This is a genomic window from Campylobacter sp. RM9328, assembly GCF_012978615.1.
The window spans coordinates 73,048-90,077 of record NZ_LIWF01000007.1; the positions used below are offsets into that span (position 1 = coordinate 73,048).

Sequence of the window (17,030 nt, forward strand, 5' to 3'; positions counted from 1 at the left end):
TCCTACCCCATTATCGAGTAAGCTAAATTTTGATAAGCTTGTGAGCCACTAGATTTAATATCATACAAAATTACAGGCTTACCAAAGCTTGGGCTTTCGGCTAATTTTACATTTCTAGGGATTATCACAAATCCATCTTCGCAATTTTGCGCTTTAAATAATTTATTGCTAAAATGCTTTTTAAGGTCGGCTACCGTCTCTTTAGAAAGGTTATTTTGTGCGCTATACATTGTAGGCAAAAATCCCTTTATAGTTAGTTTTGGATTTATTGTCTCTTTTATCACTTTTACGGTATTGAAAATTTGCGCTAACCCCTCCATAGCGTAGAATTCGCACTGAATCGGGATAATAACACTATCACTAGCAGTAAGTGCATTAATAGTCAAAATCCCAAGAGTTGGCGGGCTATCAATGATGATATAATCATAGCTATCACGGATGGTTGCAAGTTTATTTTTTAAAATGGTTTTATAATCTCTATTTTGTTCGCTAAATTCTTGCTCTATGCCTACTAATCCTATATTTGATGGGGCGATATCAAGCATTTTTAGCTCTGTTTTTAAAACTATATCATTTATATTTTTTCTACCTGTTAGGACATGGTAGATATTGAATTCATAATCACTTCTTTTAAATCCCAAACCAGTTGTAGCATTGGCTTGTGGATCTATATCAAGTAGCAAAACTCTCTTCTCAGCCACGGCCAAAGATGCTGCTAAATTTACAGCTGTTGTAGTCTTGCCTACGCCGCCTTTTTGGTTGGCAATGGTTATAATCTCACTCATCTTGCTGAATACACCCTTTTATTATTTATTATTATTGAGCCATCATTTTCTAGTTTAGCGTCATTTAGGCTAATTTCTTTATCATCTATATGGATAGAAAAACTCTTTGATAGCTCGAATTCTACCAAATATTTGCTAAAAATTTGCTTCCATTTTGGCTTGGCGCTTAAACTTTTGAAGTATAAATCCACTATATCATCTCTACTAAGCTCTATATCCAAACAATCGGCGTAATTTGGGCAATTAGTTAAATTTAATCCTATACCGCATATATAGATATTATTGATTTTGGTGGTGATGATGCCTGCGATTTTGCGATTTGCTAGGTATAGATCATTAGGCCATTTTAGCCAAATTTTAGAGCCTTTATCCCTTAGAGCTAAAACTAAAATAAAAGCAAAATATATACTAGCTGATGCTGGGGCTAAGTCGCTTGGTAGCTCACTCTCATCTATCGCAAAACTAAGATATAAATTCCCCCTTGGGCTATCCCAGCTATTTGCCCTACTACCGATACCAAAGCTTTGCGAATCAGCTATGATGGCGCATGGTGGGGATTTTTGTAGTGATTTTATATCATTAATTAGTTTGGTTTGAGTAGATTCACACTCACAAAGATACTCTATCTCCAATGCCTATCCTTTTGCCATTTAGATAACTTACCCCATCAACTGGTTTTTTACCGGCTATTTGAATTTTTTTGATCAATATCCCATTGCCAACTGCCCCGATCACAAATCCATCGCTATTTACGCTTATAATCTTGCCAACTTCGCCATTTAAATTCGAAATTTCCATATCCAAAATTTTTACGCCATTTTGTGTGAAAATACCCGGCCAACCAAAATATGCTAAAAATTTAGCCCAAATTTCGCTAGCTTTATCATTTTGTAAATTTATTAATCCATCATCTTTTTTAATTTTTTTACACTTTGAGCTAAGAGCGTTAAACTGCTTAATAGGCTTGATTTTTTCATACTCTTTTAAAATTTTGATAGTTAAATTTGCTGCTATATCACTTAATTTTTCAAACAACTCTTGAGAGTTTAATTTAGCTATATCAATGACGCTAAATGCCAATATATCGCCACTATCTAGCCCCTCATCCATCTTCATAGCCGTTACGCCACTTAATCTATTTTGGTCTAAAATCGCTGATTGTATCGGCGACGCACCACGATAAGCTGGCAAGATAGAAGCGTGTAAATTCACGCAAGGTGCGATATTGAGAATTTCAACTGGCAAGATCTGCCCATAAGCTGCTACTATTATAATATCTGGATTTAGTGATTTTATATGCTCTTTGACTCCATCATCTTTGAGCGAATTTGGCTGATGGACTATACTCAAAAGGCCTAAATTTATAGCTGTTTTTTTCACATCGGGCGGGGTTAGTTCGCCACTTCTGCCTACTGGTTTGTCTGGTTGAGTGTAGATAGCTAATATATTAAATCCCTCTTTATAAATTTCGTCCAAAATTCTACTAGCATAGCTTGGAGTTCCCATAAATACGATATTTTTCATCTTTTACCTTTGAAAATTGTCCCGCCAATTTGGTTTGAGTTTAAAAGAAATTCCCTAGCTACTTTTAGATCAAATCCACTAGCTAAAAACATATCTTTGCCCTTTTTCATCAAAAAATCAGCCGCTAAGAGCTTTGTGGTGATGCCGCCTGTGCCGTGCTTGCTACCTGTGTAGCTAGTTTTATTTAACTCTTCATCACTTAAAACAGTGACTAAATGGCGGATTGTTGCGCTCTTATCTAGGCTTGGATCAGCTGTGTAATACCCATCTATATCGCTTAATATCACCAATAAATCAGCGTCAAAATAGTGTGCTACCGCACTTGAGAGCCTATCATTATCGCCATAAACTATCTCGCTAATTCCTGTGGCGTCATTTTCATTTATAATTGGTAAAATTTTATTTTCAAGCAAACCATTGATAACATTTTTGGCATGATTTGTGATTTTTCTAGAGTCAAAATCTCCTGCCGTAAGGAGAATTTGAGCTGCTAATTTATTATATTTTGATAATGTTTTAGAGTAAATTTCCATCAAATATGGTTGGCCTAAACTAGATAAAATTTGCTTATTTACCACGCTTGTCCTAGGTAGATTAAACTTCGTTTGCCCCGCACTAATCGCCCCACTACTAACTAATATCACCTCAAATTTATCACTCAATTCACTTAGAAATTTACAAAGATTATCTATCCTATTTTGATTAATCGAGCTCTCATCGCTTAAAACATGAGAGCCTACTTTTATCACCACTCTTTTCATCACTTATTGCCTTGAATTTAAAAATAAATTTTGTGATTATACTATTTTTGGCTTAAAAATTTGGTTAGAATAAAAGCAAAATTAGCTAACTCAAATAGACTTTTTAATTAGCTAATTTTTATTATACATATAAGAAAATATAATAAAATATTAAATTTAATTTGAATTTAAAAGCTCCAAAAGATTAAATTTAAGCTCTTTTAATCCCTCTCCTGTAGCGCTAGAAATAGGCAAAACAAAAAACGGCTTTTGGTGATTATACTCATAAATATCTTGTTTTTTATCAAATTCAAACTCACTCAAAAACTCTTCTATCCTCTCATCACTATCCACCGCCGCATCAAGGCGAGTTAAGGCTATGGCGTAATCTCTTTTGGCTAGATTTGGTGAGAATTTCAAAACTTCATTTTTAAGAGTTTCAAACTGCTCTTTAAGTGAGCGATAATTTGCTAAATCTATCATATAAAGCAAAATTTTTGTCCTCTCAATATGCTTTAAAAACTGCAATCCAAGCCCCTTGCCATCGCTAGCACCCTCTATGATCCCAGGGATATCAGCCATCACAAATCCACTAAATTCATCCACTTCTACAAGGCCTAATTTTGGTGTGAGGGTTGTGAATTCATAATTGGCAATTTGTGGTTTTGCGTTTGATATGCTTGAGATTAAAGTGGATTTACCGACATTTGGAAAGCCTACTAATCCAACATCAGCTATGAGTTTTAGCTCTAAACGGATATTTTTACTCTCGCCTTGAAGTCCTGGCTGAGCTTTTGATGGAGCTTGATTGACGCTTGTTTTGAAATGAACATTACCAAGTCCGCCTTTCCCACCTTTTAAAAATAACTCTTTTTGCCCTTGGATTGTCAAATCTAGCAATATATCACCACTATCATTATCATATACTACGGTGCCAGGCGGGACAATTAAATTTAGATTTTCACCCTTTTTGCCACTCATATTTCTAGGAAGTCCGGGTTGGCCATTTTGAGCTTTTAAGACTCTTTTGCCCTTATAGTTAGCTAAGGTGTGAGTGTTGTTATCAACTATGAAATATACATCACCGCCATTTCCGCCATCGCCGCCATCTGGCCCACCTAATAAAACATGCTTTTCACGGCGAAAACTAGCACACCCAGCGCCACCCTTGCCACTACTTACACTGAAATTTACGCTATCGATAAACATTTGGATATCCTTTATTTAAAGGCTATTAAGAGATAATAAAAAGAGAAAAGCCCCAAATTATGGGGCTTAGATTATGCAGCTGGATAGACAGAAACTTTTTTTCTATCTTTGTCTTTTCTTTCGAATTTCACAAAACCATCAACCAAAGCAAATATAGTATGATCTTTTCCCATACCTACATTGTTGCCTGGGTGAGTAGCCGTTCCTCTTTGGCGGATTATGATATTTCCAGCTCTTACAAACTCACCACCGAATTTTTTAACACCTAAGCGGCGACCTATACTATCACGGTTATTTTGGGTTGAACCCTGACCTTTCTTGTGTGCCATACTTTACTCTCCTTAGGCTTTTATACTTGTAACTTTTACACGAGTGTATTCTCTTCTAAAACCGCGTTTTAATTTCGAATCTTTTCTTCTGCGTTTTTTGTAGATAACAACTTTTTTGTCTTTACCTTCTCGTATAACTTCTAAAACAACTTTTGCACCACTCACAAACGGCGCACCTACCTTTAAACTGCCATCATTAACTGCTAAAACCTCGGTGATTTCAACAATTGATTTTGCTTCGGCTTCAAAATGATCTAAATTTAGGAAGTCGCCTTCGCTAACTTTATATTGTTTTGAGCCATGTTTGATAATCGCATACATCAAACTATCCTTTAAAATTTGGTAAGACCAAAAAGCACTCTTAAATAAAAAATTTATCAAAGAGATTTATGGAGCTATTTTGGATATTAGGGCGTGATTATACTAAATTTTTTATAAATTTTGACTAAATTTGGGATGAAATCTGAATTTCGCCTACCGATTTGGTAGGCTTTGAGATTATAGCTCTGGTTTTGGAGTAGCTTCTGTGCTTGCTGGGAATTGTGGATATACAATTTTTGGTTTTTCACCTGTTAGAGCATTTAAGAAGTTAATAATGCTTTTTGCTTCAGCATCGCTGATTTCGATACCTAATTGGACGCTTCCCATCTCTTTTACAGCTTCATCAAGTTTCCATATAGCGCCATTGTGGAAGTATGGAGCAGTTTCTGCTACATTTCTTAGAGTTGGAGTTTTGACCATACCATTTGCATCACCTTTAAAGTCGCCAATATTAGCAAATTTATATTTACCTGCTACTTCAAATGCTTGCATAGATCCACCTAGATTTACACCTGTGTGGCAAGTAACACAACCTTTATCAATGAAAGTTTGTAGGCCTTGTTTTTCAGCTTTGTTTAGAGCTTTTAAGTCGCCATTCATAAATTTATCAAATTTAGATGGAGTAAGAAGTGTTCTTTCAAAACTTGCGATCGCATCAGCGATATTGTCAAATGTAATACCATCTTTATATATTTTTTTAAATTCAGCCTGATACTCTGGAAGTGAGCCTATTCTCTCTACTGCAAGTGCTGCTGGAGTAGCCATCTCTGGTTCAGCTTCGATCGGGCCTTTGGCTTGATCTACTAAAGTCATAGCACGACCATCCCAAAATTGTGTTGTGTTTAACACTGAGTTATAGACTGTTGGGCTATTTAGATGGTGTGGATTTACCGTCCATTTGTGACCCACAGCAGCAGCGATACCATCAGTTCCGCCTAGACCTAGATTGTGGCAGGTATTACAGCTAATTATACCGCTTTTTGATAATCTTGGCTCAAAATATAGTTTTTTACCAAGTTCGGCTTTTGCTTTTGTAAATTTATTTGGTTGTACGCCTATCTCTTTTAGCATCTCATCTACTTGGGCTTGTGTAGTTGGAAGTGCTTTTAAACCAGCATCTTTAGCAGCTTTTAAAAGATCAGCATCACTAGCAGCAAATAAAGATGTAGCAACTAATACAGAACTTAAAAGTAATGTACTTTTCATAATGAAACTCCTTACAAAATTTGGTTTGCGATTGGAAATATAATAATTGAAAGTAAATAAAAAATAGCGAATTTAAGCTAAAAATACTCTTTAAGTATTAATTATTTTTATTAAATATAAATTTTACTTATTTTATTTAAGATAATATTAATCTTTTTTGATGATAAAATAGAGCTTGAAAGCTATTTAAAGATAAATCTATGTAATAAATATATAATCAAATTTTATATAAAAATTCTAAATCAAATTTAAAATTTGTGTTACCTAAGGTAATATTATGCTATTTTTAGGCTTTGGATTCTTAAAAATTTGATAATAGATTGTGATTTTTGTTTAAAATTCGCCCATATAATTGCGATTTATATATGATAAGGATATAGAATGAAAAAGATATTTGTAAGCTCAATTCTAAGCTCTAGCTTGCTCTTTGGCGCTTTAAGCGAGTCTGAAATTTTAGAGATTTTTAAAGGAGATAATAGCCAATTAAAATACTCAATCGACTCACGCAAAAATATACCAAACACAAATTTCGAAGAGATCAAAATCAAAATAAGCGATGGCAAAAATAGTGCTTATAGCGCACTTTATAGCGATGGAGAGTATATCTTTCCTGATATTATAGATATCAAAAACAAATTTAGCTACCTAGCAAATTTCGAAAACGAACAAAACAAAATAGCCCTAAAAGAGGCCGCAAAATCCCTTGGCAAAGTGATAAAATCACTACCAAAAAATAGCATTATAACAATAGGAGATGATAAAAATAAAGAGACAAAATATCTATTTACAGACCCTGATTGTCCATTTTGTCGTCAGGATTTAGAATTGATAGAAAATAAGCTTGAAAAATCAAATTTAAAAGTCATTCTAGCCCCAGTCTCATCGCATGGAATTCCAGCAATTAAAAAATCTATAGCCATTTTAAACGAAGCCAAAAATGCCAAAGATGATGCCACTAAAATAGCAATTTTAAGAAAATATTTCTCTATAGATACAAAAGAGCCAACAGATATAAGTGATAAGAAAATTAGTGAATTTAAATCTCAAGTAGATAGGATTTTTGCCACTGGTGCTGTGCGTGGAGTGCCTACGCTTATAGATGCTAAGGATTTGGGATTATGATAAATAATCTAGCTATCATCACAGCAAGAGGCGGCTCGAAGCGAATTCCACGCAAAAATATCAAAGAATTTATGGGAAAACCTATGATAGCTTATGCTATACAAGCTTGTCAAAACTCAAATATCTTTGATGAGATTATGGTCTCAACAGATGATGATGAGATTGCTAATATAGCTCGAAATTTAGGCGCTAAAGTGCCTTTTATGCGCTCAAGAAAAAACTCTGATGACTACGCTACTACTAATGATGTTTTAGTAGAGGTGATCGGTGAGTATAAAAATCTTGGGATTGAACCAAGTGTGATATGCTGTGTGTATCCTTGTGTGCCGTTTTTAGATGGTGGTATCTTGCGTGATGCGTATGATAAGTTTATATCTAGTGGCGCTGATGGACTGACGCCGGTGGTGAAATTTAGCTTTCCAATTCAAAGGGCGTTTAGAATTGTAGATGGAATTTTACAATACAATGAACCACAAAACGCCACAAAAAGAAGCCAGGATTTAGAGCCTATGTATCACGATGCGGGGATGTTTTATTTCCATAAAACTTCAAGGCTAAATAGCAACAATATAATACCATATATAATAGATGAATCCCTAGCTCAAGATATCGATACAATGGATGATTGGAATATGGCACAGATTAAATTTAAGGTCAAAAATGAGTTATAAAATTGGTTTAAAACTTTGGAGTTTAAATGAAAATTATATATCACCAGCAAGAGAGCTTTTTGAGCTTGGGGTGTATAATTATATCGAGCTTTATGCGGTGCCAAATAGCCTTAATATGATATCAAAATGGAAAAGCCTAGCCAAAGATTGCGGGGTTAAATTCGCCATCCATGCTCCGCATTTTGGCAGTGGGCTTGACTTTTCTAATCCTAATAAACTCAATGATAATTTAAATTTATGCGAAGAGGTAAAAGTATATCAAAATGAGCTTGAAGCCCTATATACCATCTTTCATCCAGGAATTGGTGGCAAACTCAAAGAGAGTATAAGACAGATGAAAATGATCAAAAATCTCAAATTTGCTATAGAAAATAAACCATATATAGTCCCCATTGATAGCTATAACAACGCATTTTGCGTAGGTAGCACATACGAAGATATCAAAGAGATTTTAAGCGAAGTTGGGTGTGATTTTTGCCTTGATGCGGGGCATGCTCTGTGTAGTGCGAACTATCAAGGGCTAAATCCATATGATTATATAACCAAATTCAATACCCTAAAACCTACAATTTATCACATAAGCGACAATGACCAAGAGGCTAAATTTGACGCTCATTTACACTTTGGTGATGGCAGTATCGATATAGCTAGGATTGTATCAATCTTGCGTGGGGGCGAGTTTTTGGCTATTGAGACTATTAAAGATAGTAAAGAAAATTTAGATGATTTTATCAAAGATTCAAATTATTTAAAAGATATTATCTCAAAATTTATAATCTAATATTAGATTTGATAATAATTCTTAAGATTGTTAATTATATGTAATTTATTTAATTATAATATCAAATTTAAGCTATAAATCTCCTATTTTTATAATTTTATTTTAAAGTTATTTTGAGTATAATTATCAAAATTTTTGGAGATTTTAATGGAATTTTTAAAAGAATATATAGATTACATAATCTTTGCTACGCTTGGTATTATGGCGTTTGTGGCTTGCTGGTGCGTTATAGAGAGAGTTCTGTTTTTAAGGCGAGTTGATTTTGATAACTATTCTAATCAAACCGAATTAGATAACGCCCTAAGCTACAATCTCACTACTCTATATATAATCTACTCAAATGCCCCATATGTCGGACTTTTAGGTACTGTTATTGGCATTATGATTAGCTTTTATGATATGAGTATTTCAGCTACTATTGATGTTAAAAGTGTGGTTTTGGGTCTTTCGTTAGCGCTTAAAGCAACTGCGCTTGGACTATTAGTAGCAATTCCTAGCTTGATAGCTTATAACTATCTTTTGCGAGGTGTGAATTTGATATCTAGCAAATATCAAAATAGGATAGAATCTTGATTAAATTACCTAAAAACGAAGGGCTAAATATCATCCCATTTATCGATATTATCTTAGTTGTCTTAGCGATGGTTTTGAGTATCTCAACCTTTATCGCAAGTGGTAAAATCAAAGTAGATTTGCCAAGTGCTAGCTCTGCTAAACCGCTTGAGTCTAAGGAGAAATTAACCATCATAATAGACCAAGATGACAAATTTTATCTTGATGATACACAAATTAGCATTGATGAGCTAAGCAGTAAAATATCAATCACGCCAAAAGATACAATAGTAGAGCTAAAAAGCGATAAAGAGGCGAGATTTGATAGTTTTGTCAAAGTCATAGATATATTAAAATTAAATCATCACGAAAATTTCGCTATCATCACAGAAAGGGCACAATGATAAGATATATCTCAAATTCAACCAAAACACAATCATTTTGTCTAACTACTATATTGTTTTTGCCGTTTCTTTGGCTTGGGTTAAATGTATTAAAGCCCATTACTCCATCTATTAGCAATGATAGTAGCATATCTTTAAGCCAGATTATCCAAGCCCCATCCAAACAAGCCAGTCCCGCCCCAACTCACAATATCGAGCCTATAATAGAGCCAATTGCTAAGCCACTTGAAGCAATCAAAAAGCCACCAATAAAAAAGCCAAGACACAGACCAAAACCAGCTATAAAACCAGCTACGAAGCCGATACCAGAGCAAGTAGCACAGATGGCTACTACAAATGCTAACTCTCAAGCCCCTTTGGCTCAAGTTAATTCAGCCGAGCAAATAGAGAGCTTTAATATCTCAAATTCAACCAATCATCCATTCTTAGCTGCGATAAAATCGGCAATTGATAAAGAGCATAGATACCCTAGAATGGCTAGAAAATTAAGACAGCAAGGCGAAGTTGTGGTGAAATTCACATGGACTAAGGATATGAAGCTTAAATTTCTTAAAATTATAAAAGGCTCACCATATGAGATATTAAACGACGCCGCATTAACCACTATTTTAGATGCGTCAAAGCACTTTCCAAAATATGATAAAACCATTGAAATTCAAATTCCATTAGTCTATAAAATATCATAATTTCACCCCTAAACTCCCATCCAAATAGCCAAAAATCAAAATACCATTTAAATTTGGTATTATTTTGGCTTACAAGCTATAATTTTGGATTTTTTGGATAAAATCTATAAAATTAAATTTGGAGTTGATATGAATCCATTTGTCATAGCTGAAATGTCAGCAAACCACTGCGGTGATAAGAATTTAGCCTTTAAAATCATAAAAGCCGCTAAAGATGCAGGTGCCGATGCTATCAAAGTTCAAACCTACACCGCCGATACCATCACGATTGATTCTAGGGATGAGATTTTCATGACTAGAGATGATGAGCTTTGGGCTGGGCAGAGCCTGTATGAGCTTTATCAAAAGGCCTATACCCCTTGGGAGTGGCAAGGCGAGCTTAAAGCTTATGCTGATGAGATTGGGATTGAGTTTTTTAGCACGCCATTTGATTTTAGTGCTGTTGATTTTTTAGAAAGTATCAATGTAAATAGGTATAAAATAGCCTCATTTGAAGCGATGGATTATCCATTAATCCGCTACGCAGCAAAGCATAAAAAGCCTATGATTATCTCAACTGGGGTATCTGAAATTGAAGAAATTTATGAAGCAATTGAAGCTTGTAAAAGTGTCGGAAACAATGATATAACCATTCTTAAATGCACTTCTGATTATCCGGCTAAAATAGAAGATATGAATATCGCTACAATTGCTGATATGGTATCTAGATTTAGCCCACTTGGCGTTAAAGTTGGTCTAAGCGATCACTCAATGAGCCTAGAGGTGCCAATTTGCGCTGTGGCACTAGGTGCTAGTGTGATAGAAAAGCACTTCACACTTGATAGAGCCTTAGGCGGTGAAGATAGCGGATTTTCTCTTAATTATGATGAGTTTAGCGCCATGGCAAAAGCAGTCAAAAATGCCTATAAGGCTCTAGGCAAGGTAGATTATAGCTTTGATGAGAAAAATCGCAAATATGCTAGATCGCTTTTTGTAACAAAAGATATTAAAAAAGGGGAAATTTTAACCCCGCAAAATATCCGCTCCATCCGCCCTGCCCAAGGTCTTCATCCTAAATATTATGATGAAGTTATAGGCAAAAAAGCCTCAAAAGATCTGAAATTTGCCAAGCCATTAGAATTTAGCGATTTTGAATAGATGAAAAAAGTATATATAATAGCTGAAGCTGGAGTAAATCACAATGGTGATTTGGATATGGCTAAGGCTTTGATACAAAAGGCCTATGAGGCTGGGGCTGATGCGGTGAAATTTCAAACTTTTAAAGCTAAAAATTTAGCTAGTAAAACCGCTTTAAAAGCTAATTACCAAAAGCAAACAACAGATATAAACCAAAGTCAATATGAGATGTTAAAGGCTCTTGAATTGAGCTTTAATGACCATATAGAGCTAATCAAGCATGCTAAGAAATTTGGGATTGAGTTTTTATCTACGGCTTTTGATATAGATTCAGCTAATATGCTCTATGAGCTTGGGGTTAAAACCTTTAAAATTCCAAGTGGGGAGATTACGAATTTGCCCCTACTTCGCACCATAGCTAAATTCCAAAAACCTATAATTCTCTCAACAGGCATGGCGACAATGAGCGAGATAGACTCAGCTTTAGGCATTTTAAAGCAATATACAAAGCTAGAAAATATCACAATCTTACACGCAAATACGCAGTATCCAACCCCATTTTGTGATGTAAATTTAAAAGCGATGAATAGCATTGGGGCGGAATTTGGGGTTAAATTTGGTTATAGTGATCACACATTGGGGATCTATGTGCCTATTGCGGCTGTGGCATTGGGTGCTAGTGTGATAGAAAAGCACTTCACACTTGATAAAAGCCTAAATGGCCCAGATCACAAAGCTAGTTTAGAACCAAATGAGCTAAAAATGATGGTAGAAGGGATTAGAGCTATAGAGATAGCTTTAGGTGATGGCATTAAGCGTCCAAGCCCAAGTGAAATAGAGAATATAAATATCGCTAGAAAATCCATAGTAGCAAAGTGCGATATCAAAAAAGGCGAAATTCTAAACGAACAAAATATCACCACCAAAAGAGCCACACCACCTGGTATAAGTCCGATGAAATGGGATGAAATCATAGGTCAAGTAGCTAAAAAAGATTATAAAGAAGATGAGATAATATGAGAAAAATTTGTGTAATTACAGGCTCAAGAGCGGAGTATGGACTCCTATATTGGCTCATTAAAGAGCTTAGCATTAATGATAGTTTTCAACTACAATTAGTAGTCACAGGTAGCCACTTAAGGAGCGAATATGGCAATACATATTTAGAAATTCAAAATGAATTTAACATAGATAAAAAAGTAGATATATTAAACTTCTCCAACAACGCCCTAGGCGTGTGTAAATCAATGGGCGAAGCAATTAGTAAGATTGGTAAAGCTCTAAATGAGCTTAGCCCTGATATTGTGGTTGTCTTAGGTGATAGATATGAGATATTTTGTGCGGCAGCGGCGGCTTTGGTGATAGGAATTCCTATAGCGCATATTCACGGCGGTGAGCTAAGTGCTGGGGCGATAGATGAGGCATTTAGGCATAGCATCACTAAAATGGCCAATATACATTTTACCGCTGCTAAAGAGTATGCTAAAAGGGTGGCTCAACTAGGCGAAGATCCAAAATTTATATTTAATGTAGGTGGGATGGGGATTGAGAATATCAAAAGATTAAAGCTTTTAAGCAAAAAGAAATTTCAAGAGTCAATTAAATTTAAATTAAATAAGAAAAATATCTTAGTTACATATCATCCACTCACCACAAAAAAAGATAGCAAAGCTGATTTTAAAGAGATTTTAAAAGCTATTAGCGAACTAAAAGATACAAATATCATCTTCACAAAAGCCAATAGCGATGCTGGTGGATTGGAGATAAATAAGATGATAGATGAGTATGTCAAATCTCACGCAAATTGCGTTGTATTTGCCTCTTTGGGGAGTTTGAGATATTTGAGTGCTTTAAAATTCGTAGATATAATCTTAGGCAATAGCTCTAGTGGGCTCTTAGAAGCCCCAAGTTTAGGCGTGGCAACCATCAATGTAGGCAGTAGGCAAGATGGTAGATTAAAGGCTTTAAGCGTGATCGATACTAAGCCTATAAAATCTCAAATTTTAAAAGCGATAAAACTAGCCTACACACCAAAATTCCAAAAAATTATCCAAAAAAAGCAAAATCCATATGGCAACTCCAAACCTAGCAAAGCGATAATAAAAGTGTTAAAAAATATAAATTTAAAAGATATAAGAGTGAAAAAATTCAAGGATATAATATGAAAAATTGGGGGGGGGTATTGCGTGAAAAGGGCTACAATATGGATATAAATACTATAAAATTAAGCCCATCAAGCTCAATTAAAGAAGCCTTAAAAATCATAAATAACGGCGCTTTACAGATGGCCTTAGTCGTTAGTGATGATGGAGTTTTACTAGGGACTATAAGCGATGGCGATATAAGGCGTGGATTGCTAAATTCCATGGAGCTTGAAAGTAGCATTGAGAGCTTGTATTATCGCACGCCGATAGTATCTAGCTCATTTGAAATTCCAGCATCCATCATCGCAAAAGCCAAAGCCAAAAATATCCGCTACATACCGATTGTGGATCAAAATGGCATAGCCATAGCGATAAAAAATCTCTATGAATCCAAACAGATAAAGCCAAATCAAGTAGTATTAATGGCAGGTGGGCTAGGTATGCGACTTCGCCCACTCACTAGCAAAATCCCAAAACCAATGCTCCATGTAGGCCCAAAGCCGATTTTACAAACAATAATCGAGAGCTTTAACTCTTATGGATATATAAATTTTACTATCTGCGTTAATTATAGATCTGAGATTATCAAAGAGTATTTTGGTAATGGCGATAAATTTGGGATAAATATCCGCTATATTCACGAGAGTAAGCGACTAGGCACGGCTGGAGCGTTAAGCCTCATTGATGGGTTAGAAGATGAGTTTTTTGTGATGAATGCTGATCTGCTAACTAATGCTGATTTTAGCAAACTTCACGACTATCACAATGCCCATAAATCCATGGCTACAATGTGCGTGCGAGAGTATGAGATGCAAGTGCCTTATGGGGTTGTAAATTTAGATGATAACACCATCAAATCAATCACAGAAAAGCCAAAATCCAAATTTCACATAGCAGCTGGAATCTATATGCTAAATCCGCAAATTCTAAATTTAATAGACAAAAATAGCTATCTTGATATGCCTGATCTCTTTAATCATTTAGCCGCCAAAGGCTATAAACCAAAGGCCTATCCAATTAGCGAAAAGTGGCTAGATATCGGTAGAATCGAAGAGTATAACACCGCAAATGAAATTTACAATGAGTTTTTCTCATGAGAGCACTCATCATCTCCATGGGCTCAATCGGCCGTAGGCACTATGAAGTCTTAAATCAAATTGGTATAAAAGCTGACGCCGTATCATCGCAAAATTTAGAAAATATTAAAATTTATAAAGATCTAAATCAAGTGGATTTAAACTCTTATGACTACTTCATCATCGCTTCTGCGACGCATTTACACTATGAGCATTTAAGCTACATTGACTCAAAAGTGCATGGCAAAATCATACTTTGCGAGAAACCATTATTTGATAAATTCCAAAATTTCAGCCCAAATAACCAAATTTTAATCGGCTATAATCTTAGATTTCACCCTTTAATATTAAAACTTAAAGATATGTTAAAAAATCAAAACATCCTATCTATCGAAGCTCGTTGCGGCCAATACCTGCCAACTTGGCGTAAAATGGATTACACCAAATCATATAGCGCTGATAAAGAGTGTGGTGGTGGGGTTTTATTAGATCTTAGTCATGAGATTGACTATATAAGTTTTTTATCTGATACAAGCCTAAAACTCATCAAAGCTATCCAAGCCAAAATATCAAATTTAAATATCACAAGCGATGATATATCGATGATTTTAGCCTACTGCGATAGAGCCTTGGTCAATATCTCTTTAAATTATCTAAGCAAAACTCCATATCGCCAAATTTTAATTGAAACAGATGATAATACTTTTGAACTAAATCTTATAACAAACCAGCTTAAAATCAGTGATATAAGCGGATCAACTACCACAATAAATGAGCCAAATTTAGATAGAAATTCCATATTTATCGCTATGCACGCTGATGCTTTGGGCGAGCAAAAATATATATGTAAATTGAGTGAAGCCCTAAATACAATGAGATTAATAGACCAAATTCAAAAGGACAATATATGAGCAAAATACTATGTACCATCTGTGCTAGAGGTGGTAGCAAAGGGGTCAAAAACAAAAATATCCGCCAAATTGCTGGTCTTCCGCTAATTGCTCACACGATAAATCAAGCTAAGGAGTGTGGCTTGTTTGAACATATTGTAATTAGCACCGATAGCGATGAGATAGCTAGTGTGGCTATAAAATATGGTGGCGAAGTCTTTTTCAAGCGAGAATCAAGCTTAGCTAGCGATAGCGCCGGCAAGATCCCTGCTATCCGTGATGCTCTCATTAGATCCCAAGAGCATTATGGGTGCGAATTTGCTTATATAATAGACCTTGATGCCACTTCACCACTTCGATTAGCTAGTGATATCAATAGAGCTTTTAAGCAGTTTATAGATGATGATAATGATATCCTAATCACAGCCGCACCAAGTCGCCGTAGCCCATACTTTAACCTAATAGAGAGGCAAATTGATGGCACAATAAATTTAAGCAAACCACTCCCAAATGCGATTTTACGCAGACAAGACGCACCGCAAACCTATGATATGAACGCATCAATTTATATATGGAAATCTCAAATTCTATTAACAACCGATACTCTATTTATACCAAAAACTGGCCTATATATAATGCCTCAAAATCGTAGCATTGATATAGATGATGAGCTAGATTTTATGATTGTAGAGCAAATTTTAAGGAGTCAAAATGCTTAAAGATAAAGTAGTAGTAATAATAGGTGGCTCAGGACTAATCGGCAAAGCCCTTGTAAGTGCCACTATCCAAAATCACGCCACAACAATCAACGCCGATATATCCAAACCAAATTTAGAACAAAAATGCGATTTCATAAGCACAGATATCACAAGCCAAAACTCACTAGATAATCTAATAGAGCAAACTAGTCAAAAATATGGTAAAATCGATGCTGTAGTCAATGCTGCCTATCCTAGGACAAAGAGCTTTTCAAACCACTTTTTTGATGTGGATTATGAGGATTTTTGTCTAAATACAAATTTACAGCTTGGTGGGGCGTTTTTGGTGATGCAAAGATTTGCTAAATACTTCAAAACTCAAGGATATGGCAATATAATCACACTCTCATCCATCCAAGGCGTGGTCGCTCCTAAATTCCAAACCTACAAAGGCACGCAAATGAGCTCACCAGTAGCTTATAGCGCTATAAAAGCAGGCGTAATCCACCTAAGTCGCTACCTAGCCAAATACCTAAAAGGGGCTAATATCAGAGTCAATTGTATAAGCCCGGGTGGAATTTTGGATAATCAAAATGAGCTATTCTTAAACCAATATAAAGAAGTTTGCCTAAATAAAGGAATGCTAGATCCTAGCGATATTTGCGGGGCTTTGATATTTTTGCTTAGTGATTATAGCGAGTTTATCAATGGGCAAAATATCATAGTTGATGATGGATTTTGCTTATAAAGCTTAAATTAGTTATAATTAAACAAAT

Annotated in this window: 21 protein-coding genes; 13 read left to right on the forward strand and 8 right to left on the reverse strand. The window is 35.2% G+C overall.

What is annotated here, in order from left to right; all coding sequences use genetic code 11:
* Nucleotides 1-2: 2 nt before the first annotated feature.
* The 8 genes from CCAL9328_RS06190 to CCAL9328_RS06225 all read right to left on the reverse strand — a co-directional run bounded on the left by CCAL9328_RS06190 (nucleotide 3) and on the right by CCAL9328_RS06225 (nucleotide 6,114).
* Nucleotides 3-785 (reverse strand): ParA family protein, encoded by a 783-nt coding sequence (locus CCAL9328_RS06190; RefSeq protein WP_096014093.1) that lies wholly within the window; start codon nucleotides 783-785, stop codon nucleotides 3-5.
* Nucleotides 782-1,417, reverse strand: a complete 636-nt coding sequence (locus tag CCAL9328_RS06195) for a biotin--[acetyl-CoA-carboxylase] ligase (RefSeq protein ID WP_170000264.1) — start codon at nucleotides 1,415-1,417, stop codon at nucleotides 782-784. Before CCAL9328_RS06195 ends, CCAL9328_RS06190 begins: the two co-directional genes overlap by 4 nt.
* A complete protein-coding gene (fmt, locus tag CCAL9328_RS06200; RefSeq protein ID WP_096015805.1) occupies nucleotides 1,395-2,309 on the reverse strand; it encodes a methionyl-tRNA formyltransferase in 915 nt (304 codons plus the stop codon). Before fmt ends, CCAL9328_RS06195 begins: the two co-directional genes overlap by 23 nt.
* Nucleotides 2,306-3,070: a glutamate 5-kinase gene (proB, locus tag CCAL9328_RS06205; RefSeq protein ID WP_096021683.1), complete on the reverse strand. Its 765-nt coding sequence runs from the start codon at nucleotides 3,068-3,070 to the stop codon at nucleotides 2,306-2,308. Before proB ends, fmt begins: the two co-directional genes overlap by 4 nt.
* A 156-nt stretch (nucleotides 3,071-3,226) precedes the next feature.
* Nucleotides 3,227-4,258, reverse strand: a complete 1,032-nt coding sequence (gene obgE / locus CCAL9328_RS06210; RefSeq protein ID WP_170000265.1) for a GTPase ObgE — start codon at nucleotides 4,256-4,258, stop codon at nucleotides 3,227-3,229.
* A gap of 71 nt (nucleotides 4,259-4,329) precedes the next feature.
* Nucleotides 4,330-4,587 (reverse strand): 50S ribosomal protein L27, encoded by a 258-nt coding sequence (rpmA, locus tag CCAL9328_RS06215; protein ID WP_038455086.1) that lies wholly within the window; start codon nucleotides 4,585-4,587, stop codon nucleotides 4,330-4,332.
* Between the two features lie 12 nt (nucleotides 4,588-4,599).
* On the reverse strand, nucleotides 4,600-4,908 hold the full coding sequence (gene rplU, locus CCAL9328_RS06220) for a 50S ribosomal protein L21 (protein ID WP_086225044.1): 309 nt from the start codon (nucleotides 4,906-4,908) through the stop codon (nucleotides 4,600-4,602).
* A gap of 177 nt (nucleotides 4,909-5,085) precedes the next feature.
* Nucleotides 5,086-6,114, reverse strand: a complete 1,029-nt coding sequence (locus CCAL9328_RS06225; RefSeq protein ID WP_096015229.1) for a cytochrome-c peroxidase — start codon at nucleotides 6,112-6,114, stop codon at nucleotides 5,086-5,088.
* 381 nt (nucleotides 6,115-6,495) lie between these two features.
* Between CCAL9328_RS06225 and CCAL9328_RS06230 the strand changes: the two genes are divergently transcribed.
* The 13 genes from CCAL9328_RS06230 (at nucleotide 6,496) to CCAL9328_RS06290 (ending at nucleotide 17,002) form a co-directional block, all read left to right on the forward strand.
* Nucleotides 6,496-7,236: a thioredoxin domain-containing protein gene (locus tag CCAL9328_RS06230; protein ID WP_096015228.1), complete on the forward strand. Its 741-nt coding sequence runs from the start codon at nucleotides 6,496-6,498 to the stop codon at nucleotides 7,234-7,236.
* The gene (gene pseF / locus CCAL9328_RS06235; protein ID WP_170000266.1) at nucleotides 7,233-7,907 is read left to right on the forward strand and encodes a pseudaminic acid cytidylyltransferase; all 675 of its coding nucleotides are present in this window, start codon (nucleotides 7,233-7,235) and stop codon (nucleotides 7,905-7,907) included. Before CCAL9328_RS06230 ends, pseF begins: the two co-directional genes overlap by 4 nt.
* Nucleotides 7,897-8,688: a sugar phosphate isomerase/epimerase family protein gene (locus CCAL9328_RS06240; RefSeq protein ID WP_170000267.1), complete on the forward strand. Its 792-nt coding sequence runs from the start codon at nucleotides 7,897-7,899 to the stop codon at nucleotides 8,686-8,688. The genes pseF and CCAL9328_RS06240 overlap by 11 nt, the downstream gene beginning before the upstream one ends.
* Nucleotides 8,689-8,835: 147 nt before the next feature.
* Nucleotides 8,836-9,261, forward strand: coding sequence for a TonB-system energizer ExbB (exbB, locus tag CCAL9328_RS06245; RefSeq protein WP_096018346.1), 426 nt, complete (start codon nucleotides 8,836-8,838; stop codon nucleotides 9,259-9,261).
* Nucleotides 9,258-9,644, forward strand: a complete 387-nt coding sequence (exbD, locus tag CCAL9328_RS06250; protein ID WP_170000268.1) for a TonB system transport protein ExbD — start codon at nucleotides 9,258-9,260, stop codon at nucleotides 9,642-9,644. Before exbB ends, exbD begins: the two co-directional genes overlap by 4 nt.
* Nucleotides 9,641-10,330 carry an energy transducer TonB gene (locus CCAL9328_RS06255; RefSeq protein ID WP_170000269.1) on the forward strand — a complete coding sequence of 230 codons (690 nt, stop codon included), beginning with the start codon at nucleotides 9,641-9,643 and terminating at the stop codon, nucleotides 10,328-10,330. The genes exbD and CCAL9328_RS06255 overlap by 4 nt, the downstream gene beginning before the upstream one ends.
* A 129-nt stretch (nucleotides 10,331-10,459) precedes the next feature.
* Entirely contained in the window at nucleotides 10,460-11,467 is a 1,008-nt protein-coding gene (pseI, locus tag CCAL9328_RS06260; protein ID WP_170000270.1) for a pseudaminic acid synthase, read from the forward strand.
* Nucleotides 11,468-12,466 (forward strand): N-acetylneuraminate synthase, encoded by a 999-nt coding sequence (neuB, locus tag CCAL9328_RS06265; RefSeq protein WP_170000271.1) that lies wholly within the window; start codon nucleotides 11,468-11,470, stop codon nucleotides 12,464-12,466.
* The gene (gene neuC / locus CCAL9328_RS06270) at nucleotides 12,463-13,611 is read left to right on the forward strand and encodes a UDP-N-acetylglucosamine 2-epimerase (protein ID WP_096028358.1); all 1,149 of its coding nucleotides are present in this window, start codon (nucleotides 12,463-12,465) and stop codon (nucleotides 13,609-13,611) included. Before neuB ends, neuC begins: the two co-directional genes overlap by 4 nt.
* A complete protein-coding gene (locus CCAL9328_RS06275) occupies nucleotides 13,608-14,687 on the forward strand; it encodes a nucleotidyltransferase family protein (RefSeq protein WP_236845827.1) in 1,080 nt (359 codons plus the stop codon). Before neuC ends, CCAL9328_RS06275 begins: the two co-directional genes overlap by 4 nt.
* Nucleotides 14,684-15,577 (forward strand): Gfo/Idh/MocA family protein, encoded by an 894-nt coding sequence (locus CCAL9328_RS06280; RefSeq protein WP_170000272.1) that lies wholly within the window; start codon nucleotides 14,684-14,686, stop codon nucleotides 15,575-15,577. Before CCAL9328_RS06275 ends, CCAL9328_RS06280 begins: the two co-directional genes overlap by 4 nt.
* On the forward strand, nucleotides 15,574-16,275 hold the full coding sequence (locus CCAL9328_RS06285; RefSeq protein ID WP_096023485.1) for an acylneuraminate cytidylyltransferase family protein: 702 nt from the start codon (nucleotides 15,574-15,576) through the stop codon (nucleotides 16,273-16,275). The genes CCAL9328_RS06280 and CCAL9328_RS06285 overlap by 4 nt, the downstream gene beginning before the upstream one ends.
* Complete coding sequence (locus CCAL9328_RS06290) at nucleotides 16,268-17,002, forward strand: oxidoreductase (protein ID WP_096024128.1); 735 nt, start codon at nucleotides 16,268-16,270, stop codon at nucleotides 17,000-17,002. Before CCAL9328_RS06285 ends, CCAL9328_RS06290 begins: the two co-directional genes overlap by 8 nt.
* Nucleotides 17,003-17,030 lie beyond the last annotated feature (28 nt).

Coding starts and splice junctions, on each gene's coding strand:
- CCAL9328_RS06190 (WP_096014093.1), bottom strand. CDS start 785: ATGAGTGAGATTATAACCATTGCCAACCAAAAAGGCGGCGTAGGCAAG.
- fmt (WP_096015805.1), bottom strand. CDS start 2,309: ATGAAAAATATCGTATTTATGGGAACTCCAAGCTATGCTAGTAGAATT.
- proB (WP_096021683.1), bottom strand. CDS start 3,070: ATGAAAAGAGTGGTGATAAAAGTAGGCTCTCATGTTTTAAGCGATGAG.
- obgE (WP_170000265.1), bottom strand. CDS start 4,258: ATGTTTATCGATAGCGTAAATTTCAGTGTAAGTAGTGGCAAGGGTGGC.
- rpmA (WP_038455086.1), bottom strand. CDS start 4,587: ATGGCACACAAGAAAGGTCAGGGTTCAACCCAAAATAACCGTGATAGT.
- rplU (WP_086225044.1), bottom strand. CDS start 4,908: ATGTATGCGATTATCAAACATGGCTCAAAACAATATAAAGTTAGCGAA.
- CCAL9328_RS06225 (WP_096015229.1), bottom strand. CDS start 6,114: ATGAAAAGTACATTACTTTTAAGTTCTGTATTAGTTGCTACATCTTTA.
- CCAL9328_RS06230 (WP_096015228.1), top strand. CDS start 6,496: ATGAAAAAGATATTTGTAAGCTCAATTCTAAGCTCTAGCTTGCTCTTT.
- pseF (WP_170000266.1), top strand. CDS start 7,233: ATGATAAATAATCTAGCTATCATCACAGCAAGAGGCGGCTCGAAGCGA.
- CCAL9328_RS06240 (WP_170000267.1), top strand. CDS start 7,897: ATGAGTTATAAAATTGGTTTAAAACTTTGGAGTTTAAATGAAAATTAT.
- exbB (WP_096018346.1), top strand. CDS start 8,836: ATGGAATTTTTAAAAGAATATATAGATTACATAATCTTTGCTACGCTT.
- CCAL9328_RS06255 (WP_170000269.1), top strand. CDS start 9,641: ATGATAAGATATATCTCAAATTCAACCAAAACACAATCATTTTGTCTA.
- pseI (WP_170000270.1), top strand. CDS start 10,460: ATGAATCCATTTGTCATAGCTGAAATGTCAGCAAACCACTGCGGTGAT.
- neuB (WP_170000271.1), top strand. CDS start 11,468: ATGAAAAAAGTATATATAATAGCTGAAGCTGGAGTAAATCACAATGGT.
- neuC (WP_096028358.1), top strand. CDS start 12,463: ATGAGAAAAATTTGTGTAATTACAGGCTCAAGAGCGGAGTATGGACTC.
- CCAL9328_RS06275 (WP_236845827.1), top strand. CDS start 13,608: ATGAAAAATTGGGGGGGGGTATTGCGTGAAAAGGGCTACAATATGGAT.
- CCAL9328_RS06280 (WP_170000272.1), top strand. CDS start 14,684: ATGAGAGCACTCATCATCTCCATGGGCTCAATCGGCCGTAGGCACTAT.
- CCAL9328_RS06285 (WP_096023485.1), top strand. CDS start 15,574: ATGAGCAAAATACTATGTACCATCTGTGCTAGAGGTGGTAGCAAAGGG.
- CCAL9328_RS06290 (WP_096024128.1), top strand. CDS start 16,268: ATGCTTAAAGATAAAGTAGTAGTAATAATAGGTGGCTCAGGACTAATC.